This window comes from Brevibacterium metallidurans (assembly GCF_037101285.1).
Taxonomy (GTDB): domain Bacteria; phylum Actinomycetota; class Actinomycetes; order Actinomycetales; family Brevibacteriaceae; genus Brevibacterium; species Brevibacterium metallidurans.
In genome coordinates, this window is sequence record NZ_BAAAAF010000003.1 from 59,642 (window position 1) to 84,526 (window position 24,885).

Genomic DNA, 24,885 nt, shown 5'->3' on the forward strand with positions numbered 1-24,885 from the left:
GCCGTGCTCAGCGCACCCGCAGGAGGATCTTCGTGCCCGCACCCTCGGTGAGCCGTTCGATCGCCGCCATTGCATCGTCGAGTCCCATCTCCTCGACCCAGCCCGTCGTGTCGTAGTCGCCGGCGGCCATGCGGGCGATGACCCCGTCGAACTCGGCCGGCGTGTATCCGACGGAGCCGATGAGTTCGTACTCGCCCATCATGATCGCACTCGGCTGGATCTCGAAGCCCGCCTCGTGGGGTGACTGGAGGACGACCCGCCCGCCCGGGGCGAGGGCGGCGAGCGCCGATTCGAGTGCGGCCGGCACGCCGGCGGCGTCATAGGCGATCGTCACCCCGTCACCATCGGTGAGTTCGGCGACGGCGGCATTCACGTCCTCGGTGAGCGGGTCGATGACGGTGGCGCCGAGGGCTGCGACCCTGGCACGACGGTCGGGGTTCGGTTCGGAGATGAGGACGTCCACGACCCCGTGCGCGCGCAGGGCGTACCACGTCCCGATGCCGATCGGGCCGGCACCGAGGATGAGGGCGGTGTCCTCGCCGGTGGCGCGGGACCGGCTCACACCGTGCCAGGCCACGGCCATGGGTTCGACGAGAGCGGCATGCTGGAGACTGACCGATGCGGGCACCGGGTGGAACTGGGAGGCGCTGATGGTCACCGACTCGGACATGCCGCCGCCGTTCGCATTCGCGCCCAGGGACGCCATGAGTCGGCAGCTCGTCGGTTCCCCGTGTCGGCAGGCGACGCATTCGCCGCAGCTGTAGGCGACGGGGAAGACCGCACCCCGATCGCCCACGGCGATGCCGTCGACGCCGGGACCCACCTCGGCGACGGTGCCGGAGAACTCGTGGCCGAGGGTCTGGGGGAGGTGCGCGCCGGTGACCGGGTGCGGGGTGAAGAGGTCGACGGGGGAGGCCTCGGGGTGGGCGTGGAGGTGGAGGTCGCTGCCGCAGATGCCGACGAAGCCGTTGCGCAGCCTGATCTGACCGGGGCCCGGGGCGGCAGGTGCGGGGACGTCCTCGATTCGAAGATCCTCGCGTCCGTGGAGTCTCACTGCCTTCATCGTTCCTCTTCTCCGGCCGGTGTCATGCCCGGCCCAGCGTGGTGTGCGGTCTGCCGGCCTCGGGCTGATCGCCGCGGTCGGACGGGGCGTGCGCCCTGCCTTCTACGATTCCGCCGAGGAGGAGGGTGCGACAACCGCCGAGTGCGGCAGATTCGCCGGCGATCGTCCGCCGAACGGGCAACCGGAGCGGGCAGTCGGCGCTGGATCGGATCGGGTTTCCCACCTCGGCGGGCGAGGTCGTCTGGGTCAGGACGACGGCTTGTCCGGAGCGACGATCGACGCGCACAATAGAACACATGAACGAATATTCGGTGCCGGAGTGGCTGACGACGTACCAGGGCTTCAAGGCTCTGTGCTCGGCGGTGTCGGGGGAGTACATCCGGTTCTACCTCACCACCGGGTGCGATTCGGTCACGTACACGCATTCGCAGAACACTGCGGGGCTGACGCGCTACTCGTGTCTGCTCACCGCTGAGGACGGGGCGAGTCTGCTGCTCGAGCTGGAGGAGTGGAACGGACGGCTGGACGAGGTGCCGGCCGCCGTCCGGGCGTGGCTCGCGGCCAATGCCAGTCTGCGAGGGTGTCGTCCGAACAAGTCGCGTTATGTCGGCGACCGGTACTGGCACCGGCAGTGGCAGCTGGCCAACCCCTGGTGAGGGGCGTTGCTCAGTCGGCCGAACCCTGGTGGGGATTCGTCCGTGCTCGAGTGGGCGATTTCGGAGTGTGACTCACGCTCGTCGGGTGCCTCACACCCTGCGGGAGCCTCACACCCTGCGGGGGCCTTCGTAGGCTCGGCGGCAGAGGACGACGGCGACGGTGAGGGCGACGGCGATTCCGGCTGTCGTGGCGAAGAGCGGCGTCCATTCGCCGCGTTCGCCGAGCAGGCCGCCGGCCCAGGCCCCGAACGCGCTGCCGGCGAAGAGGAATCCGGCGAAGAGCGAGACCACGGTTCCGCGGACTTGGGGCAGGACCGTCGTCGACCAGGTCTGCAGCGAGGAGTGGAGGAACGACCACGTCGCGCCGAGGAGGAACGCCGCAATGATCACTGTGACGATCGAGAGGTGGATGGTCAGCAGGACGAAGGCCGCGATCGTGGCGCTGCCGCCGATGACCATGAGGCCGGGCATGGGCAGGCGGCGGGAGAGAGGTTTGACCATGCGGCTGGTGACGATGACGCCGACCCCGTAGGCCGCGGTGGACAGGCCCGCGACGGCCGCGCCGACGCCGAGGGACTGCAGGGCCGGGGCGAGCAGGGTGAGGACACCGAGGACGATGGCCCCTTCGACGAAGACGAGTGAGATGACGATGAGCACCCACTTGTTGCTCAGTGCCGTGCGGATGGTCTGGAGGATCCCGGTCTGAGCCTCGCGGTGGGCTTCGGGGACGCGGGCGAGGCCGAGGACGGAGATCACGGCGAGGACGGAGGGGATGGCGAAGACGAGGCGCCAGTCGACGAGGTCGGCGATGATGCCCGCCAATGCCGTCGCCAGGGCGGTGCCGACGGCGATCGCGGCCATGAGGTCGGCCAGGGCCGGCTGCCGGTGCTCTTCGTCAACGGTGTCGCCGACGTAGGTGAGCGAAGTGGGCACGATCGCCCCGTAGAACGCACCGCCGAGGGTGCGGGCGATGATGAGGACCGTGAGCGACGGGGCCAGGGCCGCGACGATGCCGACGAGGGCGGCGGCGATGAGGCTCAGCCGCATGAGCCGGATGCGCCCGAGGCGGTCGGAGAGCATTCCCCAGATCGGCTGGCTGACGCCGTAGGCGAGGTAGTAGGTGCTCGCGATGACGAGGGCATGGGCGAGCGTGACGTCCATGTCGAGGGCGACGAGGACGAGCAGCGGACTGACCGCGAACCGGTCGAAGCTGCTGACGAATGCCGCGAGCGAGACGGCGAACGGTGGTCGCGTCGGAGAGGCCGGGGCGTCTGGGGAGGTCACGAGTCCACACTGTACTCGCGTCAGGGGTCGCGAACGGGATCGGATCACATCAGTAGATGACGTCCAGTTGCCTCACTTGTCCCAGGGGTCGTCGGTGAACCACCCGGAAACCTCATCAGGGAGCACCTCTGCGTCTTCGGCAGTCTTCAGGCCGTATGGAGCGACCTTGAGTCCCGCGTCCGCCAGAAGCGCGATATCGGTTGCCGGAAGACCACGATTGGGCCCTACCCAGTCGATGCCGGCGTCGGCGATCTGAGTCGGCGACTCCTTCGGAAGTGATGCTTCGAAGAGGTAGAGCGAGGTGAACCCTCGTTCGGCGATCGTCGATGCGGTTCTGAAGTCGAACGACTGGACGATGAGTGAGTTCTGCAGATCTCGGTCGTCGAACTCATCGAGGACCTGATCTACCTCGGCAGTGGTGGCCCCAGGTTTGATCTCAGGTACGAGGACGACCTCCCCGCCGAGTTCGTCGAGGAGTTCGGTCAGAGTCACTGTCTCTGCCGCTGGTCCGTCCGTCGGGTTGGTGATCGTTGCCTGGTCCCACTGCTTGCGAGAGAGATCGCGGATCTCGCCGGACGCCCCCGTGAGCGTGCGGTCTGCTGTCTCATCGTGGATGAGCACAGGGGTCCCGTCGGAGAGGAACTGGATGTCCATTTCGGGCAGGAAACCGTCCTCTGCCGAAGCCGTGAAGCCCTCCATCGATTCCTCAGGATAGACGAGGGCCCCACCTCGGTGGGAGATCGTCACGGGAAAGCTCAGTTCGGAGACCGTTGCAGGAGCTTTGAATGGGCTGGTGGCGGTTGGTTCCGGCGTGGAGGGACTTGGGGAGCACCCAGTGGCAATGGCGGCGATCAAGCTCGCCATTGCCACTGAGACGAAGGCTCTTCTGGTGTTGCGGGTGCGTGAGCGTTCGCGGGGATCCTTCTTCAACGGCGGCATCAGCCGTTCATCGCACGCTTGGCCTGCGAGCGGGCCATGAAGGCCATGACGATGAGGAAGATGCCGAAGACGATGACGTAGATGCCGATGATCCACAGCAGTGCGACGAGCGCGGTCGTCGGGGACGTGAACACGGCGATCATGACGATGATTGCGAAGATGATGTCGAGGACGCCGAGGAGCTTCGACCAGCCGCGGAACGACTTCGACGCAAGAGTGAAGATGCCGCGGACGAGCATGCCGAAGGCCATGAGCCAGAGGATGAAGATCCCGGAGGCCACGGCGAAGGCGAGCGGGGCGATGAAGATCGCAATACCCGCGATGATGTAGACGATGCCGGCAGTCAGCTCCCAGCCCCACGGCAGACCCTGCTTGCGCGCCGTGTTGGCGTTGACGATCGTGAGGATGCCGTCGACGACGAGCCACGCGCCGATCCAGATGCCGGCGACGACGGCCACAGCATCGGGGGCGATGAAGATGAGCAGGCCGAAGAGGACTGCGAGGATGCCGCGCAGCAGCACGACCCAGAAGACTCCGCGACCGAGGTCGGTGAGCAGGGAGCGAGCCGAGCCGACAGGGCTGTGCGAGCCGCCGGCGGACGTTCCCGCCGCGTGACCGGCATCCGGGTTCGAGCCGGGGAAGTCTGGGGATTCGGAATGGTCGGGTGAGGTGGTCATCTCAGCTCCTCGTGAAGGGGTCTTGCCATGGTTCTGGCCACTTCATCCTAAGTCCGAACCGATTTCCCGGCGGGGATTCGAATGCACCGATTGGGTCACAGCTGCTGTATGGGCCCGAGCATCACATCCACTTCTTCCGCCGGAAGACCGTGTAGAGGGTCGCGCTGAGGCCGACCATGAGGAAGATCGCCATCGGGTAGCCGAAGGGCCATGCGAGTTCGGGCATGTTCTCGAAGTTCATCCCGTAGACCGCGCCGATGAGCGAGGGAGCGAAGAGGATTGCCGCCCAGCCGGAGATCTTCTTCATGTCCTCGTTCTGGCGCTGAGCGACGAGGGTGGCGTTGACGCTGAGGATCTGGGAGAGGGCCTCGCGCAGTTCCCCCGCCTCGGCGAGGACGCGGGTGAGGTGATCGGTGACGTCGTTGAGGTAGGCGCGCAGCTCATCGGGGATCGCGTACTTCGTCGCCCCGTTGCTCAGCGCCTGAGTGAGCCGGCTGAGGTGGGTCGTGGCATGGAGGACGTCGATGACCTCCTGGCTGAGCCGGTAGATGCGCTCGGCCGCCGCGGGGTCGCCGCTGAAGACCTGGCGTTCGATGCCGTCCTTGTCGTCCTGGAGGCCGTCGATGACGGGGAAGTAGCCGTCGACGACGCCGTCGAGGAGACGGTAGACGAGGGCTTCGGGCCCGAGCGAGAGCAGGGCTTTGTCCGATTTGCCGATGAGATCGGCGTCGGAGAAGTGCTCCTCGAGACCGTGCGCGTCGGTGGGGATCGGCAGGCCGTCGATGAAGCGGCCGTCCTGGCAGATGATGACGAGGTCGTCACCCTTCATGAGCAGGTGGAACTCGCTGAACTCGACCTCCTCCTTCGCATCGACGTAGAGCGCGGAGATGAGGACGACGAAGAGCACATCGCCGTACCGGTCGACCTTCGGGCGCTGGTCCGCGTGGAAGAGGTCCTCGACGAGGAGGGGATGGAGATCCCAGGCGGTGGCGATCTCCGCGAGCAGCTCGGGGGTTGAGCGGGGCACGATGACCTGCGTGATCGCTCCGGGCTGGGAGGACTCGTCCGGGGTGCAGTCGGCGAGCGCCTCGGCGAAAGAGGAGGAGACGGAGATCGGGCCGGGTTCGCTGTCAACGATCTGTCGGCTGAGCAGGACCGGCGCCGAGGCGGGGGCCGGGGTGCGCCCGTTCGCGCCGGGTCGCGGACGGCGGGCGATCGAGGGAACGGGAAGTCGGCGTGACGGTGGCATCTGAGTCTCCTGGTCTGCGGGCGTACTCCTGGATCCGACGTCGTCGAATGCGGGGAGTCGTGGACTGCCAGGCACAATGGTGCCATGACGACATTGCCGAAGAAGCTCAGCGCCCGCGTGACGGGCGGAGCCAAGTTCGCGCGGACGGCGCTCAGGGTCGGATCGAGGATCGCCGAGCAGCGGTGGGCGGAGGCCCGGCTTCCGGGCGACTTCGCGCCTCGGGACACGGACCGGTTCGTCGCGTGCGCGTACTTCGCCTCGGACCTCTCGTCGGTCTATCAGCTCGAGCAGTGGCTGTGGTCGTTCGAGCAGTGCGCGGACGCACTGCGCTCCGACGGCCATGGGAGTGAGCCGTTCGGCATCGTCGTCCGCGATGCGCAGGTGGCCCGGCGGGTGAGCGGGCAGACAGCGCTGCCCGTGAGGTTCTCGCGACTGACCCGCGGATTCGACCGATTCATGAGCAGTGAGTGCCTGCGTGCGGTCTTCTATGTCAATCAGGCCATCGGGAACTTCCAGGCCCTGCGCTTCCCGCGGCCCGCCCACGTGCACCTCAGCCATGGGGAGAGCGAGAAGATCTCGATGATCTCCAACCAGCTCAAGGCCTACGACTACGTCTTCACCGCAGGTCCGGCGGCGCGAGAACGCATCCGACGGGCTCTCATCGGCATGCCCGAGGAGCACATGATCGATGTGGGACGTCCGCCGCTCGATCAACCTCGGACGCTGCCGCAGGAATGGATCGACTTCGCCGAGGCAGCACCTGAGGGGCAGGTCGTGTTCTGGGCGCCGACCTGGGAAGGCGACTCTCCGTCGATGGCCTACGGGACGCTGCCGGAGACCGGCGCGGCGATCGCCGAGGCGCTCCTCGGTTCCGGATGCCGGGTGATCCTCCGTCCTCATCCGCGCACCGGAGTGCTCGATCCTCGGTTCGCGCGTGCGCTGCGAGATGTGGAGAGGAGTCTCGAGGAGCATCCGCGCGGATTCGTCGATCGGACACCGAGCGTGGGCTGGCAGTTCGACGTTGCCGATGTCGCGGTCGCTGAGATGTCGTCGGTGGCCTTCGACTGGCTGTCGACAGGCAAGCCGCTGGTGATGGTCGAACCCTCCGATCCGCGCGCAGATATCCTCTCTGGTGGCCTGTTCGACAGGGTGCCGACGATCCGGCGCGAAGACGTGAGCGCCATCGCCTCGACGGTGCTCGAGGCGCCTGCGGATTCCGACACGAGTGCTCACTACCTCGGGACGTCGGAGCCGGGGCTGCAGATCCTGCAGTTCATCGATGCCGCGAAGCAGGTCGTCGCGGGACGCACAGAGGTCCTGAGCTCACGACACTGACCGATTCATCGTCAAGATGGCAGACTGGTAAACTTGCGGTGAAATTCTATGATCTTGCGGGACCCGTCTGCTCTCAGTCGGCGTCCTTCGAAAGTTGGGAAGCACCGCGCATGCGCCGAGTCATCACCTATGGCACGTTCGACCTGCTGCATTACGGCCACATCCGGTTGCTGCAGCGGGCCAAGGAACAGGGCGACTACCTCGTCGTCGCCCTCTCGAGCGACGAATTCAATGCGGGCAAGGGCAAGAAGTCGTACTTCACGTACGAGGATCGCAAGCGCATGCTCGAAGCCATCCGCTACGTCGACCTCGTCATCCCCGAGGACAACTGGGAGCAGAAGGTCACGGACGTCGACAAGTACCACATCGACGCCTTCGTCATGGGCGACGACTGGGAAGGCGAATTCGACTTCCTCAAGGACAAGGTCGACGTCGTCTACCTCTCCCGCACGCCGGAGATCTCCACCACGAGGATCAAGTCCGAACTCGGCAAGTCCTGACCCTGCGGAACGGCTGGTACTCCCCGACCTGCTGAGTTCCCGCCCCGTACTCAGCCCGCCGAGGCTGGTTCCCCGCACCCGGTCTGCCCCGACCGGATCCCCACTGAGAAGAGGAACGGCCGCGTGAGCCAGAAGACGACCGGAAGCCCTCCGATCCGCCTGTCCATCGTCATCCCCGTCTACAACAGCCCGGAGCACGTGCGCACGGCTGTCGAGATCGCGGCATCCCAGACCTGCGAGGGCGGGGTCACCGAGGTCATCGTCGTCGACGACGGATCGACGGACGAGACTCCGACCGTGCTCGCTCAACTCGAGGGAGAGCACACCAACCTGCGCGTCATCCGACAGGAGAACTCCGGATGGGCCGGGGCGCCGCGCAATGCCGGCCTCGACGTCGCGCGCGGGGACTATGTGTTCTTCCACGATGCCGATGACCGACTCAACGGCGACTGCCTGGGATCGGCTGTCGCCTACGCGGACGAGAAGTCGAGCGATGTCGTGCTCGTGCGGATCGAAGGACGAGGAGGGCGCCGTACTCATGCCGACGTCTTCGCGGACACGCAGGACGACGGCGACATTCGTCGGCTTGTGCGCTCGAACTTCTGCTTCAAACTCTTCCGTCGAGCCTTCCTCACTGCTCGGGGACTGAGGTTCCCAGCACACAGAATCAGGCTGGAGGACGCACAGTTCTGCTTCCGCGCGTACGCGTCGGCTGAGAGGGTCTCGATCCTCGCCGATCGCACCTGCTACTTCGTCTACGACCACGGCGGGGGCCACATCAGCCAGATGGGAGCCGAGCCCCGCCTCCATGCCGAGGGGATCCGAGAGAGCCTGACACCCCTGTCGTCGGGCCCTTGGGGCGACGAACTGCGTCGAGAGGCGATGGCGGACTTCTTCCGTCGAGTGACGCTCAACCGGTTCAACGACAGCTTCGACAACCGCAGCATCGGGTTTCGACTCTCATGGATCGAGGAATCACGCCGACTCGTCGAAGAGTTCTGCCTGCCGGATCGGCTCTTCGAGTTCTACAGCCCGCTCAATCGGGCGCGCGCGTGGAGCCTCGCGACAGGAAACCCCGCGCTCGTCGAGGCTGTCAGTCGCAGGGGCAACCGATCGCGCGCGGTGCTCGCCCACGTCGACGAAGTGCGGCTCCGAAAGCTGTCCGTCGAGGTCGAAGGGACAGCGGCCGCCGTCCTTGCGACCGACGACCTCAGTCGCCTCACACTGCAGCTGCGCAAGGGCGATGAGGAGCTGGCCCAGATCGACGCCGAACTTCTCGATGCACCGGACTCGGAGGGAAGCGCCGACCGTGCCGCCAATGCCGTTCGCCGCTTCCGTGCGGTCATCCCCCTGAAGACTCTGCTGTCGCAGGGATCGGCGAAGGTCTACGTCCGTGCGATCGACAGCGCGGGCGCGGAGACCGGTTTCATCCGAGTCGGCCTGAACGAGTCGGCGCACCTGAGCACTCGACGACTGGGACTGACGTTCGACGCCGGCTCGACTACCCTGGGCGGAATGAATCTGCACGTATCCTCAGGGCTGAAGGCAGTGGCCAGGTCCGTGCTCGGGCGCAACGGTCGTCCTGCGGGATAACGTTCTGCACGTCCGAATCGCAGCCCACCAGCACCGCACACCCGAGGAACGCCACCCATGATCTTCAACCGGCTTCTCCGGCGGATCCGAGGATCCGCGACCCCCGCCCACGACGGCATCGATCGTGTCTTCGATCTCACGTGGTCGATTCCCCAGGAGTACGGCGGCCTGACCAAAGTCATGCTGCGACGATCGCGGACCTTCGTGACTCAATTGGGGCGCAGCGTCGATGTGCTCACTCTCGACTACCGACTCGATGTCGACGAAGCCCGGGCCCGACTGCGTGCGAGCGGTGAACTCATCGACGGCATGCGCGTGCGCAATGCCTGGGACGAGGTGGCGACGTACGATCGACGGCAGCTGAAGGCGTTCGCCGGCACGCGCACCGGAGGCGGCATTCCGGAAGCACGCGAATCGGCGGAGACTCACAGCACGTCGAGATATGTCGAGCACCTCGACTCGGCGGGAAAGGTCGAACGCGTCGACCATCTGCGCGCAGACGGTTCGACCTGGCTCATCGACGACCGGACCGGAGAGAAGCGGCGTCTCGTGCTCATCGATCACGACGGTCGGTACGTGGGAGAGTTCACTCGCGCCCGCGACTTCTACTTCGCCTGGCTGGACGCCGCGATCGGACCTGACCAGGCCGTCCTGATCAACGAATCAAAGTACATCGCCACCTTCCTCTTCCACTACCGCCGCGATCACATCCGCATCGGCCAAGTGCTCCACAACTCGCATCTGCACCCGACCTCCGACTCGCCGAACGGACCTTTCACGAAGTCCCGACTCGACATCCTGCGCCACTGGTTCGACTACGACTTCATCGTGTTCCTCACCCAGAAGCAGAAAGCGGACTTCGTCCGTGCCTTCGGCGACTCTCCCACCCTGGTCGTCATCCCCAATTCGACCGCCGTGAGCGACGACGGACTCGGCGAAGCGTCGAGATCGTCCGACCGCGGAGCAGTGGTCGCGCGTCTGACAGGCCAGAAACGGGTCGACCACGCGCTGACCGCCGTCAGCGAAGTCGGTCCGGAGATGACTCTCGACATCATCGGCGACGGAGACAAGCGCGCCGAACTCGAACGCACAGTCCACGACAGCGACGTGCTCAGCCGACGGGTGACCTTCACCGGTCACGTCGACGGCGCTGCCGCTCGACTGAGCGACTACTCGTTCCTGCTGCTGACCAGCTCGTTCGAAGGCATGGGCGTCGTCCTCATCGAAGCCATGGCGAGAGGATGCGTCCCCATCGCCTACGACATCCGGTACGGACCATCCGACATCATCGATTCGGGCGAGAACGGCTACCTCGTCGATGACCCCAGGCAGATGGCGGCGGCCATCACAGCTCTGCTCGACACCGACGCCTCCGCACTTGCGGCACTGAGGCAGGCGGCGATCGCGAAGGCACGCACCTTCAGTGACGAAAGCGTCACCGAACGCTGGGCGCAGCTGTTCGCAGACCTGCAGGAGACGCCGAGGCCGCCGTCGAAGCGGGCCCCCGATCCCCAGCCGGGCGAAGCAGCGCTCGACTCCTGCGGAGATGTGATCATCCGACTGTCCGACGACTCCGCCCAGCACGGTGCCGACGATGCGATCGTCATGACCACTCGTGACGGTTACTATTCGTTCGCCTCGGCGATCACGGCGGACGGAACGGCGACATTCACCGCAGACCAGCTCGCCCGAGTGCCTTCGGGTGCGATCGTCGACGTCTGGAGGCAGACGCCCGGACCGGACAGGATCGCACGTCACCGCATCGCTTGGACGGGTGAAGGCGGGGCGACGGAGACCGTCGCAGCCGACGGTGTCGAAGCTCACGCAGACGATGCCGGCGGCAGGGCAGTGGTGCCCTACCGGACGGTGAAGGGCAATCTCAGCCTCAAGGTCGGTTGATCGCACAGCAGCGAAGTTGCGAGCGGTCTCCCAGTATCCGCGGGCAGTGTCGGCGGTCACGGAAGTAGCGGCTCGTTTGGACAGTCGGTAAACTTGACGTGAATTGTCGGGGTCGGATGCAGTCAAAAGGTAGGTCGGGAGTGAGCGCGGAGAAGCAGTCACGGTACCCGACCCTGTCCGAACTGCGCGCGAAGGCGCAGCCGATCGAGGTCCGCTCGCGGAAGAACGCCGAGCACTGGACGGCTCAGCTCTACCTCCGTCATTTCTCCATCTACTTCACGATGCTCCTGGTCAGGACGCGGATCAGCGCCAACGGTGTCACCGGGATGATGATCATCGCCGGGTGGTGCATCGCGGCGTCGCTTCTCATCCCCGGCATCTGGGGCGCGATCCTCGCCGTCTTCTTCTCCCAGGTGCAGATGTACATCGACTGCTGCGACGGAGAGGTCGCCCGGTGGCGGGGGACGAGCGGAGCCAAAGGCGTCTTCCTCGACAAGGTCGGCCACTACACCACGGAAGGGCTCGTGGCCTTCGCCCTCGGTGCGCGCGCCGTCGGAGACTGGTCGAACCTGGCATCTGATCCCGCAGGCACCTACCCGTACCTGCTCGCCGGATCGATGCTCGCCTCCCTCGTCCTCCTCAACAAGGCACTCAACGACATGGTGCACGTGTCCAGGGCGTTCAACGGACTCGACAAGCTTGCCGACTCCCAAGCCGCGACAGCCCTCAACCCGGGGTTCACCGCCAAGCTCAAGCGGGCGGCGCGATTCGTGCCGTTCCACCGCATCTACCATTCCGTCGAACTCTCGCTGCTGGCCCTGGTCTCGAGCATCGTCACCGCGATCGCCGTTCCTCTGGGCGCCGCGCCCCTGGTCGGCGAACGTTGGCTCGTCGTCGTCCTCGTGCCCCTGTGCCTGCTCTCGGTGATCGGTCACTTCATGTCGATCATGGCGTCGAAGAGGCTGTCATGACGGACTCATCCCGCCTCCTCGCTCAGCACTTCGAGACCAACCGGAAGTACACCTTCGGCGTCGTCGTCCTCACCCAGGGCAAACGCCTCGAAGAGCTCAATCGCGGCTTCGACTCCCTGCTCGCCCAGAAGGGCGTCGAGCTCGACATCGTGTGCGTGGGCAACGGCTGGGATCCGCAGGGCATCCCTCCGGCCGTCAAGCGACTGGGCCTGCCGGAGAACCTCGGCATTCCGGCCGGACGCAATGCCGGCGTGCCCCACGTCAAGGGAGAGTTCCTCTTCTTCCTCGACGACGATGCGTGGCTACCCGACGACACCACGCTGATGCGCATGGCCCAGCTCATGCGAACGAAGCCGAAGATCGGCCTCGTCCAGCCGCGCGTCGAGGAGCCGGGCGGACCGGCCTCTCCGAAGCGGTGGATCCCGCGGCTGAAGAAGGGCGAAGCCGACCACTCGTCGAACGTCTTCTCCGTATGGGAGGGCGCCGTGTGCATGCAGCGCAGGGCATTCGACGAGTGCGGCGGCTGGCCGTCGACGTTCTGGTACGCCCATGAGGGCATCGAACTCGCGTGGCGGGTCTGGGACGCCGGATACTCCGTGTGGTACATGGGCGACCTCGCCGTCGCCCACCCGGTCATGGACCCCAGCCGGCACGACGAGTACTTCTACATGAACGCCCGCAATCGCGTCTGGCTGGCCAGGCGCAACCTGCCCTGGCCGTTCAATTGGATGTACGTTGGTTCATGGACGCTCATGCAGTGCATGAAATGGGCGAACAATCCCGATCAGCTGCGCCCGTGGTTCGAGGGCTGGCGGGACGGGTGGAGACTCGACCCATGGAGCGATGACGAACAGCACAAGAAGCTGTCGGGCCGCGGAGTGCTGAGAATGGCTCGGCACGGCAGGCCGCCGGTTGTGTGAGCCGGCCTTCTGCCGACTGACCTCACACCTTCCCCGATCCCCGAAGACAGAAGCACGGAGAGCATTTTGACACACCCAGCGGTGCGCGCCGAAGGAACGACGACCGATACCGAGCCCGCCTCCGTGTGGGGCGCCGACGGTCGACCGATGGTGACCGTGGTGATCATCATGTTCAATGACATCGCCAACGTGGGCACGGCGATCCGCTCGGCGCTCGACCAGACGCTCAAGGGCACCGAGGTCATCGTCGTCGATGACTGCTCCACCGACGGGTCCTTCGAGTATGTGTCCGAGATGGCAAAGTCCGAACCGCGGCTGCGAGCATTCCAGACGCCGAAGAACAGCGGTGGGCCGGGAGCACCGCGCAACATCGGCATGGACAACGCCAGCGCTCCGTATCTCACATTCCTCGACAGCGACGACATCCTCGAACGCCACGCGACGTACAACCTGCTCACAGCGGCAGAGCGCAGCGACGCGGACATCGTCATGGCCAAGACGCGACGTCGGGAGATCGCGAAGAAGAAGTTCCGCGGATGGCACCACCGGCTCTATCGGGAAGAGCAGCACTTCGACACGATCGAGGACAATCCCGAACTCTGCATCGATACGATCGCCGTCGCGAAGCTCTATCGTCTCGCCTTCCTCAGGGACAACGGCATCCGGTTCCGTGAGGAACTCCACTACGAGGACCTCATCTTCACCGCCGAGGTGTTCGCGAAAGCCGACGGCATCCGGGTCATCCCGGAATTCGTCTATCAGTGGAATCTCTATCCCATCAAGGTGCGGAAGTCGATCACCAACCAGCGCGATGACATCAAGAATCTCCAGCACCGCAAGGTTGCGCTCGCAGAGGTGCTGCGGGTAGCCGACCGATCTGTCGTGCCATTGCTTCATGATCGACTTCAGCTCAAGATCCTCCGCCATGACGCGCGGCTCTACCTCAATGACATCGCCGCAGGACAGGTTCCCAATCTCGCGCCCGAGCTGCTTGCCGAACTCAGACCGCTCATCGAATCGATCCCGATAGAGATCTACCAAGATGTGCCCCGTGATGACAGGCTGCTCATCGCCGCCGCGCTGTCCGGCGATGTCGACCTGGTCACGCGCATGGCGAAGATCGCAGCAGGCACGTGGGACCTCTACGGTGACTGGGAGCCCGGGGGAGTCAACAGTCTCTGGGAGCCGGCGACCTTCGCTGACTACCCGGTCGGCTCGCGTGAGCGCATGCTCGCCACCTTCGACTCCGCTCAGGTCACCTCGATTCCCTGGTACTCGTTCAAGTTCTTCACCAAGGTCGACTCCGTGTCGATCGACGGATCGAACCGAGTGCGCATCAGCGGTGAGATCCCCGATTCATTCGGCAGACTCGACCAACCTGACCTCGAAGCGCGGATGCTCATCCGAGAGCGTTGGGGATTCCAACGGGAATGGACCGCGCCAGTGGCCTGGGAGCGCACAGTGGACGGCATAGTCACGTGGAGCACCGACTTCGCTTTCCCCTCTGACCTCGACTTCGCGGTCAGGCCGAAGATCTCGATCCGCATGGAAGTCTCCAACGGGATTGCCTCCACTCTGCTGCCGCTGCGTGTGAAGAAGGGTTTCTCCGGCAGCAAGGCGAAGACGCAGACCCGCGGACTCATCCAATCGTTGGCCAACGTGCGCTACCAGCCCTATGCCACCGAGATCGGCACATTGGCTTTTCGGATCGCGCGCATCGGCAAGCAGCGACGACGTCTGCGGGCCGGACTCAAGTCACTGCTGCAGAGCGGCCACTCTCGCCTTCGTGAGCGGTACATCCCGCTCGAAGCTTTCGAAGTGGCTTCCCAGGCACCGCAGATCATGGCGAGTGCGTCGACTCGAATCGACGACCGACTTGTCGTCGTGGAGTCCCACATGGGCACTTCGCAGTTCGACTCGCCGCACGTCCTCGCCGAGGAGATCCGCCGCCAGCGACCAGACCTCGACGTCGTCGTCTCCGCCGCTTCCAATCAGCGGTGGGCAGCTGGTCGAGACGACGTTGTCATCCGCAACACGGTCGACTACTACCGAACGCTTGCTCGTGCGAAGTACATCATCGACAATCAGAGCCTGCCTGACGGCTATGTCAAACGGCCGGGGCAGATCTACGTTCAGACCTGGCACGGCATCCCCATCAAGACGATGGGATTCGACGAGCCGAACTTCGCTTTCAGCTCCCGCGACGAGGTCTCCGCCCTCGAGCGGAAGGTCGGATACTGGGACTTCCTCAGCATTCCGAGTGACTACTTCCGTGACACGTTCGTTCCTGCTTTCAAATATCCGAACGGGCAACTTCCCGTCGGCTCACCGCGCAACGACATCCTCGTCAACGACTCGGAGGGAATCGCTGCAGCCAAGCGTCGACTCGACCTTGATCCGACGAGGACCGCAGTTCTTTATGCCCCGACGTTCCGCCAGCGCGGGCAGGCATCGATCGAACTCGATCTCACTGAGCTCGTCGAGGAACTCGGAGACGAGTATCAGGTTCTGCTGCGACCGCACTATCTCAATCGGATCTCGATTCCCCCGCACCTGCGAGGAGACGTCGTCGACGTCAGCAACGTCGGAGATACCGCGCAAGTGCTGCTGGCCAGCGAAATCCTCGTCTCGGACTATTCGAGCATCATCTTCGACTACCTCAGTCTCGACCGCCCCGTCATCCTCTATGCCTACGATCTCGACGACTATGTGAACTCGGCGCGCGGCACGTACTTCGACCTGCGCGAGCATCGGCCTGGGCCTCTGGTCACCTCGCAGGAGGAACTCGTCGACGCCATCAGGGCGGTCGGCGACGATGCCGACGCGCAGCGTCGCCACCGGTTCAGGGACGACTTCGCAGGTCGTGAGCCCGGGGACAGTGCAGCGAAGACGATCGCAACAGTGTGGGGAGACAAGTGATGCCGCAGGCGCAGTTCGACCGAATCGTGCTCATGGCCAACGACGTCGACCGCCTCGGCGGGGTCGGGCGTTTCATCGACACGATGGCCAACGGATTCCACTCCCGTGGTTTCGCAACCGAGCTCGTCGGCGTGTCGCCACCGCCAGAAGGGCAGGGACAGGTCGTCGAGCGAGCCGACGAAATCATCGTGCGCACTCTCATGCCGGAACCGCCGCCAGCGGACTGGATGATCCGCTCCGAGTCCGACAAGAAGGACCGAGCACGCATGCAGCGGTACCGGAAGCGCTTCGCACTGCGGAAGACCGCTGTCGACGAGCTGCGCAGGCTCATCGACGTCTGGGGCCCTTCGACGCTGATCATCTGCACCCAGGTCTACGGCATGGAGCATCTGCTCGAGGCGGGCTACGATGCGACGAATGCGTTGCACCCACGAGTCATCGGTCAGTATCACGGATCGAACGATGGCGCGACGCGGACCGGAAGAGACGCGGCCAGAGTGCTCAAGGCCTATGCCGACGTGGACCGAACCGTATTCCTCACCGCGGAAGATGCCGAAGGCTTCCGCCTCGCCGGTCTGAATAACACCGGGTGGATTCCCAACCCGGTGACTCAGGCCGACCCAGCGGAGAAGTCCGAAGGGCGCCGCAATGTCATCATTGCGCTCGGCCGCTACGACGAGCAGAAGTCTCTGCACTATCTGCTGGCAGCTTGGGCCGAAATCGCAGAGAGGCATCCTGAGTGGAGCGTCGAACTCTACGGCGAAGGAGATCTCCGCGAACGCCTCCAGGAACTCATCGACGACCGCGAGATTCCTCGCGCCCGTCTGATGGGCAAGACGGATTCTGTGGCCGAGGTGCTGTCAACCTCAAAGGTGCACGTGATCTCCTCGCAATACGAGGGACTGCCCATCTCGATCGTCGAAGCGGGTCTCCGTGGTGTACCCACGGTGTCGTTCGACGTCGCCCCGGGAATCGGTGCGCTCATCGACTCAGGGCGAACTGGGATCATCGTGCCCCGCAATCATGTCCCCGCACTGTCCGAAGCGCTCTCCGAACTCGCCTCCGACCCCGTCGGGCTCGAACGCATGTCCGAGGAGGTCCGCACGGACATGGCACGGTTCTCTCCGGACCGGATCCTCGACCTGTGGGAGGAGCTCTTCCGGCAGATGGCGCGCTGAGCGGGAGTCAGCCGATCACTCGGCCTCCGCTTTGGCTGCCATCTCGCTCTGGCGCGACCGGATGAGATCGGCGATCACCGAGGTGAAGGTGCGGGTCGAATCGCCGACAGCGCGGTCTCCGAAGTAGAACGCCCGCAACTCCCGGCGCTGCTCCGCCGTGGTGTCGTTGTCGAGCTCGGCGGTGATCGTCGTGGCGACATCGGAGATCGTGGACGCCGAGATGACCGGCGTGGCACGGGAGATCGGTGATTCCGCATGGATCCTCGCGAGATCGTCACGACGGTCGGTGAGGATCAGCGGTCGCTCCGGACGAAGATAGAGGTAGTCGAGTCCCACACTGGAGATATCGGCGACGAGGAGGTCGACATCGGCGAACATCGGCAGGATGTCGCCCTGCATGGAGACGAGGTGTTCGCCCGTCCTCGGTGCTCCTGCGGCGTTGGCCGCGTCGATGAGCTCCCGGATCCGTGCGTCTGCGGCGACGATCGCCGGGTCGTCGGAGGTCTCCACCCGAGGATGGGGCTTGTAGACGAATCGTGTGTGCGGGGTCTTGAGGATCGCCTCGGCGATGGTGACGCCGAAGAGGTCGAGCGACGTGTAGTTGTTCGCGTCGTTCTCGCCTTCCCACGTCGGGGCGTACATGATCGTGCGATTGTCCGAGCGCGGTAGGACAGGGTGCAGGTCGATGTCGAGCTGGGGCCGGCCGACCTCGACGAGCTTGTCGAAGTCGAACTCGATGAGAGCCTTCCGGTGCCGTTCGATCGCGGCAGGTCCGGCGACGAGCACACGGTCATAGGCTTTGACCTGATTCGAGACCATGGAGATCTTGTCGCTCTCACCGTGGTTGAGGTGCACGTGGACCATCGGCGCGTAGCCGAGCGATTGGAAGTTGCGCACGCCGTTGTTGACGTAGAGCGCCACCTTCGGGTCGAGAGCGAAGTAGAAGTCCTGCAGCGGATCGAACCGTCGTTTGAGGACGAGAGGAAGCGATGTCGACTTTCGCAGCTCCTGGAGCGAGCCCGGCGATCTGAGGACGATGGCGACCCTGTTGGTCCTGTCGAGCTCTTCGAGGATGGGGATCCATTGGAGGATCTGATAGATCTTCGCCGGGCCGTCGCCGAAGTAGGCGATGACCGGTGTCTCGAGGCCGGCGCCGTCGAATTCGGCCTCGAGCCTCTCGATCGCCTTCGCGCCCCGGATCCAGCGACTCGTCGCCTGCCAGGGCTTGGATTCGAGCGCAGCCAGCGCGGTCGCTCGTGCCCAGCGTTTGAACGGGGGCTTCTTCGCGGTCAGTTTCTTCAGGCCTGAGCGCATGTGCGGTGGTCCGCCCTTCCGACGATCGTGATTGCTCCCGAAATTCTAGTTCATCTCACCTGGTCGGAGCGTGGGAGACGACATGGAGACCTGATCGAGACCGACCGAAACTGTATTGTGTCCAAGTAACTCTTGCCATAATCGCAACACTTGTGCAGACTGGGGTGGTGTTCGGCAGCAGAGAGGCAGCGAACGGCGACCGCGCCGGTCTCGGGACCCGTGTGCGCGCTGCCATCAGCCGGGCAGGCATCAACCACAGCGAAGTCGCCCGCAGCATCGGTCTCGAACCGAGCAAGCTCTCGAAGTCACTCGCCGGGACGAGGAAGTTCCGCATCGAGGAGATCACCCGCATCGCCGAACTCACCGACGTCACCACCGACTGGCTCACGCGCGGCAGCGGCCGGATCCCGGGCCGGACACCACCTCGGCGCACGATCAGCGCGGTCTCGAGCGCGCACATGATCTCCGACGGAGAGCTCCCCGCCGGTGCGGGCGCTGCCGCGGACTCCCCGGGCAGAGCCGACGACGGGGAATGGATGTCGAAGGGCACCCGCAATCGGCGACGGGTCGTCGCAGCCGCCTGGGAGCTCTACGCCGACCGCGGCATCGACTCCGTGCGCGTCCACGACATCGCCGAGGCGAGCGGTCTGTCGGCCTCGGCGATCACCTACCATTTCCGCACGAAGACCCAGCTCCTCGAAGCGGCACTGCGGTATTCGCTCGAGATCATCGCGACCGCCCGCGACCTCCTCGAACCCGACGATCCCGTCGACGTGCTGCGCCGGTTCGCCCGCGTTCACGCCGGTGTCGACCCCTCGGTGCGGCGCGTGTGGTCGATCTGGATCCAGAGCTGGGCGCGCGCGGTCGTCGACGAGCAATCACGCCTCAACCTCACCGCCGTCTACAGCGAATGGCTCGACCTCATCACCGGCGTCATCGTCGCCGGGCAGCGCTCGGGTCGGGTGCGCGCCGGCGACACGGACCTCATGGTCAAGACCCTGAGCACGTTCATCGACGGCCTCGGCATCGCCCGCAGCGCCCGCCAGATGACGGTCAGCGACGAAGACGCCGCGCTGATGATCGAAGCATTCCTCGACGCCCATATCCTCGCCCCCGCAGACCCCGCGGAATCCTCAGCCAGTGAGGCGCCAACGCCTCAGCCGTCCAGTCGTCCGCCCCAGGACGAAGCGTCCCAGGAAGAAGGCACATGAGCACACCGAACCGAAGACAAGCACTCGGAGCCGGCCTGTCGCTGACGGCGCTCGCGGGCCTGAGTGCGTGCGGCGGGGGAGCCGTCGGCGCGATCAGCGCCGGTGACCCCGTGCGCGGGGGCACCCTGCGCGTGGGTGTGACCGGCGGCAACTCCGCCGACACCGTCGACGCCCACATCCCCGTCAACTCCGGCGACATCGCCCGCACCGTCAACCTCTACAACTGCCTGCTCTCACGCACCGACGACTACAAGATCCAGACCGAGCTGGCCGAGAAGTTCGAACCCAACGCCGACGCGACGGTGTGGACGGCGACGCTGCGACCGGGCATCAAGTTCTCCGACGGTCGCGACATCACCCCCGACGACGTGGTCTTCTCGTTCGAGCGGATCAACGACCCCAACGATCCGAAGACCGCTGCGGCGAGCTTCACGATGCTCGACGAGGTCGTCGCCACCGGCGACCGCACCGTCGAGTTCCGGCTCAGCTCACCCAACGGCCTCCTCAACGACTCCGTCTCCGAGTACACGACCGGCATCGTCCCCCGCGACTACGACCCTGCGAAGCCCGTGTCCTCGGGACCGTACAAGCTCGGCTCGCACACTCCGGCGGTGTCCACCGTGCTCGAGCGCAATGAGTACTACTGGCGCAAGGACGGCAACTGGCTCGACGCCGTCAACCTCCTCAACTTCAACGACTCGGACGCCCTCATCAACGCCCTCCTCTCCAGCCAGGTCGACGCGATCGGGCAAATCCCGCTCGCCCTCGTCGAGGTCATCGGCGCCGACGAGCGGATGGCGATCCTCAACTCCGAGACCGGCATGTGGCTGCCGTTCACGATGCGCGTCGACCGGCCTCCGTTCGACAACGTCAAGGTCAGGCAGGCGTTCCGGCTCGTCGTCGACCGCGAGCAGATGATCGAGCAGGTGCTCTCCGGCTACGGCACGATCGGCAACGACATGTTCGGGCCGCTGAGTGAGAACTACCCCGACTTCCCGCAGCGCACCCGTGACGTCGAGCAGGCGAAGAAGCTCCTCGCCGAGGCGGGGCACGAGGGCGGCCTCGACGTCGAGCTCGTCACCGCCCCCATCCAGTCGGGAGTCGTCGAGGCCGCGCAGGTCTTCGCCCAGCAGGCCGCCGACGCCGGCATCCGGGTGAAGATCCGCCGCGTCGACGCGACGACGTTCTTCGGGGAGAACTACCTCAAATGGGACTTCGCCCAGGACTTCTGGTACACCCGCGACTTCCTGCCGCAGTCCGTGTCCTGCGTGATGCCGGAGTCGCCGTTCAACGAGACGAACTGGAACGATCCGAACTTCACCTCCATCGTCCAAGAAGCCCGTGCCCTGCCCGATCCGAAGTCACGGCGGGATCTCGAACACGAAGCCCAGAAGATCCTCTACGACAACGGCGGCTACATCATCTGGGGCTTCGCCAACCAGGTCGACGCCTACCAGAAGTACGTCGGCGGTCTGCGTCCCAACGCCACCGGCCGACCGCTGGGCGGGTGGCGCTTCGACCGTCTCTGGATCGGAAAGGTGTGACATGTTCGCCCAAGTCATCATCCGCAGGCTGATCTTCTCCGCCTTCATCCTCCTCGCCGTCTCCCTGCTCGTCTTCGGCGCCACCCTGCTGCTGCCCGGCGACGCGGCCCGCGCGATCCTCGGCCAGCAGGCCACCCCGGAGCGCATCGCCGCCCTCAACGAACAGCTCGGCCTCAACCTGCCCGCCTGGCAGCGCTACCTCGAATGGCTCGGCGGCCTCTTCGTCGGCGACTTCGGCACCTCGACCGCCACCGGCGGCCCGGTCTCCGACCTCCTCGGCGAACGCATCGGCAACTCCTTCATCCTCATGGCCCTGGCCGCGATCATCTCGGTGCCGCTGGGCATCGGCCTCGGCGTCTACTCCGCCCTGCACCGCGGCACCCGCCGGGACCAGGCGCTGACCGGCATCAGCCTCGTGCTCGCCGCGATGCCCGAGTTCGTCATCGGCATCGGCCTCATCGCGATCTTCGCCACCTCGGTGTTCCAGATCCTGCCCGCCGTCACCCTCGCCCCACCGGGCCAGCCGGTGTGGATGATCCCCGCCCAGCTGGTCCTGCCCACCGCGACCCTCGTCCTCGTCGTTACCCCCTACATCGTGAGGATGATGCGGGCGACGATGATCGAAGTCCTCGACTCCGGGTTCGTCGAGATGGCCCGCCTCAAGGGAGTGCCCGAGCGGCGCGTGATCCTCCGTCACGCCGTGCCCCACGCCCTCGGTCCCGTCGCCCAGGTCATCGCCATCCAGCTCGCCTGGCTCGCCGGCGGCGTGGTCGTCGTCGAGTTCCTCTTCCGCTACCCCGGCATCGGCCAAGCCCTCATCGACGCCGTCACCTACCGCGACGTGCAGGTCGTCCAGGCGATCTCGATGCTCGTCGCCGCCGTCTACGTCGTGGTCAACCTGGCTGCCGACATCGTCGGCATCCTCACCAACCCGAAACTGAGGAGCGCAGCATGAGCAGCAGCCTCGACGACATGAAGTCCTCCGCCATCGAAGCCGCGGAGATCCCCAAGGAATCCCAGACGACCTACGTGCCGTTCCTCCGGCGCGTGATCGCCCAGAAGCAGGGACGGATCGGGCTGACGCTCACGGCGATCGTCGTGCTCTTCGCCTTCTGCGGACCGCTCCTGCTGCCGTGGGCGACGGGATCGACCGCGACCGAGTTCGTCGGCAAGCCGTTCTCCGCCTACGGCATCTTCGGCACCGACAACCTCGGCCGCAGCGTCCTCTCCCGGTTCCTCGCCGGCGGGTTCACCCTCATCATCTACTCCGTCCTCGCGACCGCCCTGGGCATGGTCCTCGGTGCCGCCGTCGGCATGCTCGCCGCGTAGGTCGGCGGTCGGTTCGATGCGATCATCATGCGCCTCAACGACGTCCTGCTCGCGATCCCGCAGCTCGTCTTCGCCCTCCTGGCGATCACGGTCCTCGGCCCGCAGGGCTGGGTGCTCATCACCGTCATCGGTATCACCCATGCCCCGCGCATCGCCCGGGTCGCGCGGTCGGCGACGCTGAACGTCATCAACGAGGACTACATCCTCGCCGCGGAGATGTACGCGATGCCGCGCACGAAGGTCCTCGTCCGTGAACTGCTGCCCAACATCACCGGACCGCTGAGCGTCGAGGCGGGTCTGCGCCTGACCTACTCGATCGGTGCGATCGCCTCGCTGTCGTTCCTCGGACTCGGCCTGCAGCCGCCGGCCGCCGACTGGGGCCTGATGATCAACGAGAACCGCATCGCCCTGAGCATCCAGCCCTGGGGCGTGCTCCTGCCGGTCATCGCGATCGCCCTGCTCACGATCGGCACCAACCTGCTCGCGGACTCCTTCGCCCGGGCCACCGCTTCGACCACTGTGGAGGAATGATGACGACGACCAACGACACGGTTGCCATCGAGGACCGCGCCCCCAACGAGAGCATCGTCCTGCGCGTCTCGGATCTGCGCATCGACACGTACGCCGGCGACGAGATCCTCCACGGGGTCAGCTTCGCGCTCGCCCGCGGAGAGATCCTCGGCCTCGTCGGCGAGTCCGGGTCCGGCAAGACGACCGCGGGCCTGGCCTGCATGGGCCACTTCCGCTCCGGACTCAAGTACGCCTCGGGGTCGGTGAGCCTGTGGCCGCGCGGTGAGGACACCGCGGTGGAGGTCCTCGACCTCGACGAGGTGGCCGTGCGCTCCCTGCGCGGATCCCGCATCGCCTACATCCCCCAGGATCCGGCGCTCTCCCTCAACCCCGCGATGCGGGTGGGTGAACAGATCCGCGAAGTCCTCGACATCCACGGCTTCGGGTCCTCCGCGGCCGAACGGGAGGCGCGGATCACCCAAGTGCTCGCCGATGTCGGACTGCCGGGCGACAAGGCCTACCAGAACCGGTGGCCGCATCAGCTCTCGGGCGGCCAGCAGCAGCGCATCGGCATCGCCATGGCCTTCGCGATGTTCCCCGACGTCCTCATCCTCGATGAGCCGACGACCGGTCTCGACGTCTCCACGCAGGCCGTCGTGCTCGACACCATCCGGCAGATGACCGTGGCCAACGACGTCGCCGGCCTCTACATCACCCACGACCTCGCGGTGATCAAGGACATCTCCGACCGGGTGGCGGTCATGCTGCGCGGCGACCTCGTCGAAGAGGGGCCGGTCGGCGAGGTGCTGACGAACCCGCAGCACGACTACACGAAGATGCTCCTCGCCGCGGTGCCCGACCTCGCCGGGGACAAGAGGATCGGCGACGAATCGAGTGCCGCGACCGACGTCTACCTCGGTCACTCCGCCGACGGCGCCGAGGCGGCCCCCGCCTCGGCGAGCACTGCGGCGGTCCCGGATCCGGCCGAGGATTCCGGTGCGGGACCCGTCCTCCTCGAGGTCGCCGACGTCGCGCTCTCCTATGGGAAGGCGCAGATCCTCGACGGCATCAACCTGCGGCTCGAACCGGGGGAGTGCACGATGCTCCTCGGCGAATCCGGGTCGGGCAAGACGACGCTGTCGCGGTGTGTGGCCGGACTCAACGACGACTACACGGGAGCGGTGCGGCTGCGCGGGGTCGAACTCGCCCGATCGACGCGCAAGCGCACGAACGATCAGCGCATCGGCATCCAGTACGTCTTCCAGTCACCGTTCTCCTCCCTCAATCCGCGCCGCTCGATCGGACAGTCGCTGACGGTGCCGCTCGAGATGAGCGGGGAGGGGACCGCGGCGAGTCGGAAGGCGACCGTCGAGGAGGCGCTCGACGCGGTGCGGCTGGGCCGCAGCTTCTACCACCGGCGCCCGGGAGACCTCTCCGGCGGTGAACGGCAGAGGGCGGCGATCGCCCGAGCGCTCGTCAACGCACCCGACGTCCTCGTCTGCGACGAGATCACCTCGGCGCTCGACGTCAGCGTCCAGGCCTCGATCATCGGGCTGCTGCGCACCCTGCGGGCCGAACGTCAGCTCGCGATGCTCTTCGTCACCCACAACATCGCGCTCTCACGCCATATCGCCGATAACCTCGCGGTGCTCAACAAGGGCAAGATCGTCGACTACGGGTCAGCGGACTCCGTGCTCGAGAACCCGCAGCACGCCTACACGCGGTCCCTCATCGACGACGTGCCGACGTTCTGAGCAACGGGGTCTCCCGTGCCGGACGGCTGTCCGGCACGGG

The 24,885-nt window shown here is 65.8% G+C and carries 19 protein-coding genes and 1 pseudogene; 14 read left to right on the plus strand and 6 right to left on the minus strand.

Annotated elements, in window-relative coordinates; all coding sequences use genetic code 11:
• Nucleotides 1-7 precede the first annotated feature (7 nt).
• Complete coding sequence (locus tag AACX88_RS05135) at nucleotides 8-1,063, minus strand: alcohol dehydrogenase catalytic domain-containing protein (protein WP_339392037.1); 1,056 nt, start codon at nucleotides 1,061-1,063, stop codon at nucleotides 8-10.
• A 296-nt stretch (nucleotides 1,064-1,359) separates the two neighbouring features.
• On the opposite strand from AACX88_RS05135, the gene AACX88_RS05140 reads away from it, so the two are divergent.
• Nucleotides 1,360-1,719, plus strand: coding sequence for a hypothetical protein (locus AACX88_RS05140; RefSeq protein WP_339392038.1), 360 nt, complete (start codon nucleotides 1,360-1,362; stop codon nucleotides 1,717-1,719).
• A 108-nt stretch (nucleotides 1,720-1,827) separates the two neighbouring features.
• Here AACX88_RS05140 and AACX88_RS05145 read toward each other — a convergent pair whose 3' ends face one another.
• From AACX88_RS05145 to AACX88_RS05160, 4 genes are all read right to left on the minus strand, one after another.
• Nucleotides 1,828-3,003, minus strand: a complete 1,176-nt coding sequence (locus AACX88_RS05145) for an MFS transporter (protein ID WP_339392039.1) — start codon at nucleotides 3,001-3,003, stop codon at nucleotides 1,828-1,830.
• Nucleotides 3,004-3,075: 72 nt separating this feature from the next.
• The gene (locus AACX88_RS05150; protein WP_339392040.1) at nucleotides 3,076-3,942 is read right to left on the minus strand and encodes a glycerophosphodiester phosphodiesterase; all 867 of its coding nucleotides are present in this window, start codon (nucleotides 3,940-3,942) and stop codon (nucleotides 3,076-3,078) included.
• On the minus strand, nucleotides 3,942-4,619 hold the full coding sequence (locus tag AACX88_RS05155) for an HdeD family acid-resistance protein (protein ID WP_339392041.1): 678 nt from the start codon (nucleotides 4,617-4,619) through the stop codon (nucleotides 3,942-3,944). The genes AACX88_RS05150 and AACX88_RS05155 overlap by 1 nt, the downstream gene beginning before the upstream one ends.
• A 121-nt stretch (nucleotides 4,620-4,740) precedes the next feature.
• Nucleotides 4,741-5,868, minus strand: a complete 1,128-nt coding sequence (locus AACX88_RS05160) for a magnesium and cobalt transport protein CorA (RefSeq protein ID WP_339392042.1) — start codon at nucleotides 5,866-5,868, stop codon at nucleotides 4,741-4,743.
• An 84-nt stretch (nucleotides 5,869-5,952) separates the two neighbouring features.
• Here AACX88_RS05160 and AACX88_RS05165 point away from each other — a divergent pair, with 84 nt between their 5' ends.
• The 8 genes from AACX88_RS05165 to AACX88_RS05200 all read left to right on the plus strand — a co-directional run bounded on the left by AACX88_RS05165 (nucleotide 5,953) and on the right by AACX88_RS05200 (nucleotide 17,183).
• Nucleotides 5,953-7,203 (plus strand): CDP-glycerol glycerophosphotransferase family protein, encoded by a 1,251-nt coding sequence (locus AACX88_RS05165; RefSeq protein ID WP_339392043.1) that lies wholly within the window; start codon nucleotides 5,953-5,955, stop codon nucleotides 7,201-7,203.
• A 110-nt stretch (nucleotides 7,204-7,313) separates the two neighbouring features.
• The gene (tagD, locus tag AACX88_RS05170; protein ID WP_339392044.1) at nucleotides 7,314-7,703 is read left to right on the plus strand and encodes a glycerol-3-phosphate cytidylyltransferase; all 390 of its coding nucleotides are present in this window, start codon (nucleotides 7,314-7,316) and stop codon (nucleotides 7,701-7,703) included.
• A gap of 123 nt (nucleotides 7,704-7,826) precedes the next feature.
• Nucleotides 7,827-9,296: a glycosyltransferase family 2 protein gene (locus AACX88_RS05175; protein ID WP_339392045.1), complete on the plus strand. Its 1,470-nt coding sequence runs from the start codon at nucleotides 7,827-7,829 to the stop codon at nucleotides 9,294-9,296.
• A 57-nt stretch (nucleotides 9,297-9,353) separates the two neighbouring features.
• Nucleotides 9,354-11,195, plus strand: coding sequence for a glycosyltransferase (locus AACX88_RS05180; protein WP_339392046.1), 1,842 nt, complete (start codon nucleotides 9,354-9,356; stop codon nucleotides 11,193-11,195).
• 140 nt (nucleotides 11,196-11,335) lie between these two features.
• Nucleotides 11,336-12,166 (plus strand): CDP-alcohol phosphatidyltransferase family protein, encoded by an 831-nt coding sequence (locus tag AACX88_RS05185; RefSeq protein WP_339392047.1) that lies wholly within the window; start codon nucleotides 11,336-11,338, stop codon nucleotides 12,164-12,166.
• Nucleotides 12,163-13,086: a glycosyltransferase family 2 protein gene (locus AACX88_RS05190; protein ID WP_339392048.1), complete on the plus strand. Its 924-nt coding sequence runs from the start codon at nucleotides 12,163-12,165 to the stop codon at nucleotides 13,084-13,086. Before AACX88_RS05185 ends, AACX88_RS05190 begins: the two co-directional genes overlap by 4 nt.
• A 66-nt stretch (nucleotides 13,087-13,152) precedes the next feature.
• Nucleotides 13,153-16,005 (plus strand): bifunctional glycosyltransferase/CDP-glycerol:glycerophosphate glycerophosphotransferase, encoded by a 2,853-nt coding sequence (locus AACX88_RS05195; RefSeq protein ID WP_339392049.1) that lies wholly within the window; start codon nucleotides 13,153-13,155, stop codon nucleotides 16,003-16,005.
• Nucleotides 16,005-17,183, plus strand: coding sequence for a glycosyltransferase (locus tag AACX88_RS05200; protein ID WP_339392050.1), 1,179 nt, complete (start codon nucleotides 16,005-16,007; stop codon nucleotides 17,181-17,183). Before AACX88_RS05195 ends, AACX88_RS05200 begins: the two co-directional genes overlap by 1 nt.
• A gap of 15 nt (nucleotides 17,184-17,198) precedes the next feature.
• On the opposite strand, the gene AACX88_RS05205 is transcribed toward AACX88_RS05200, so the two are convergent.
• Nucleotides 17,199-18,497, minus strand: coding sequence for a CDP-glycerol glycerophosphotransferase family protein (locus AACX88_RS05205; RefSeq protein WP_339392051.1), 1,299 nt, complete (start codon nucleotides 18,495-18,497; stop codon nucleotides 17,199-17,201).
• Between the two features lie 167 nt (nucleotides 18,498-18,664).
• On the opposite strand from AACX88_RS05205, the gene AACX88_RS05210 reads away from it, so the two are divergent.
• From AACX88_RS05210 to AACX88_RS05230, 5 genes and pseudogenes are all read left to right on the plus strand, one after another.
• Nucleotides 18,665-19,708, plus strand: coding sequence for a TetR family transcriptional regulator (locus AACX88_RS05210; protein ID WP_339392052.1), 1,044 nt, complete (start codon nucleotides 18,665-18,667; stop codon nucleotides 19,706-19,708).
• Entirely contained in the window at nucleotides 19,705-21,252 is a 1,548-nt protein-coding gene (locus AACX88_RS05215; RefSeq protein ID WP_339392053.1) for an ABC transporter substrate-binding protein, read from the plus strand. Before AACX88_RS05210 ends, AACX88_RS05215 begins: the two co-directional genes overlap by 4 nt.
• A 1-nt stretch (nucleotide 21,253) precedes the next feature.
• Nucleotides 21,254-22,207, plus strand: a complete 954-nt coding sequence (locus AACX88_RS05220) for an ABC transporter permease subunit (protein WP_167560483.1) — start codon at nucleotides 21,254-21,256, stop codon at nucleotides 22,205-22,207.
• Nucleotides 22,204-23,112: pseudogene (locus tag AACX88_RS05225) on the plus strand (ABC transporter permease). Before AACX88_RS05220 ends, AACX88_RS05225 begins: the two are co-directional and overlap by 4 nt.
• Nucleotides 23,112-24,845, plus strand: coding sequence for an ABC transporter ATP-binding protein (locus AACX88_RS05230; RefSeq protein WP_339392054.1), 1,734 nt, complete (start codon nucleotides 23,112-23,114; stop codon nucleotides 24,843-24,845). Before AACX88_RS05225 ends, AACX88_RS05230 begins: the two are co-directional and overlap by 1 nt.
• The last annotated feature ends 40 nt before the right edge of the window (nucleotides 24,846-24,885 follow it).

Bases quoted from the DNA above. Each gene is read 5' to 3' on its own strand.
- AACX88_RS05190 (WP_339392048.1), top strand. From the start codon at position 12,163: ATGACGGACTCATCCCGCCTCCTCGCTCAGCACTTCGAGACCAACCGG.
- AACX88_RS05140 (WP_339392038.1), top strand. From the start codon at position 1,360: ATGAACGAATATTCGGTGCCGGAGTGGCTGACGACGTACCAGGGCTTC.
- AACX88_RS05180 (WP_339392046.1), top strand. From the start codon at position 9,354: ATGATCTTCAACCGGCTTCTCCGGCGGATCCGAGGATCCGCGACCCCC.
- AACX88_RS05205 (WP_339392051.1), bottom strand. From the start codon at position 18,497: ATGCGCTCAGGCCTGAAGAAACTGACCGCGAAGAAGCCCCCGTTCAAA.
- AACX88_RS05215 (WP_339392053.1), top strand. From the start codon at position 19,705: ATGAGCACACCGAACCGAAGACAAGCACTCGGAGCCGGCCTGTCGCTG.
- AACX88_RS05150 (WP_339392040.1), bottom strand. From the start codon at position 3,942: ATGCCGCCGTTGAAGAAGGATCCCCGCGAACGCTCACGCACCCGCAAC.
- tagD (WP_339392044.1), top strand. From the start codon at position 7,314: ATGCGCCGAGTCATCACCTATGGCACGTTCGACCTGCTGCATTACGGC.
- AACX88_RS05135 (WP_339392037.1), bottom strand. From the start codon at position 1,063: ATGAAGGCAGTGAGACTCCACGGACGCGAGGATCTTCGAATCGAGGAC.
- AACX88_RS05165 (WP_339392043.1), top strand. From the start codon at position 5,953: ATGACGACATTGCCGAAGAAGCTCAGCGCCCGCGTGACGGGCGGAGCC.
- AACX88_RS05200 (WP_339392050.1), top strand. From the start codon at position 16,005: ATGCCGCAGGCGCAGTTCGACCGAATCGTGCTCATGGCCAACGACGTC.
- AACX88_RS05230 (WP_339392054.1), top strand. From the start codon at position 23,112: ATGACGACGACCAACGACACGGTTGCCATCGAGGACCGCGCCCCCAAC.
- AACX88_RS05155 (WP_339392041.1), bottom strand. From the start codon at position 4,619: ATGACCACCTCACCCGACCATTCCGAATCCCCAGACTTCCCCGGCTCG.
- AACX88_RS05220 (WP_167560483.1), top strand. From the start codon at position 21,254: ATGTTCGCCCAAGTCATCATCCGCAGGCTGATCTTCTCCGCCTTCATC.
- AACX88_RS05160 (WP_339392042.1), bottom strand. From the start codon at position 5,868: ATGCCACCGTCACGCCGACTTCCCGTTCCCTCGATCGCCCGCCGTCCG.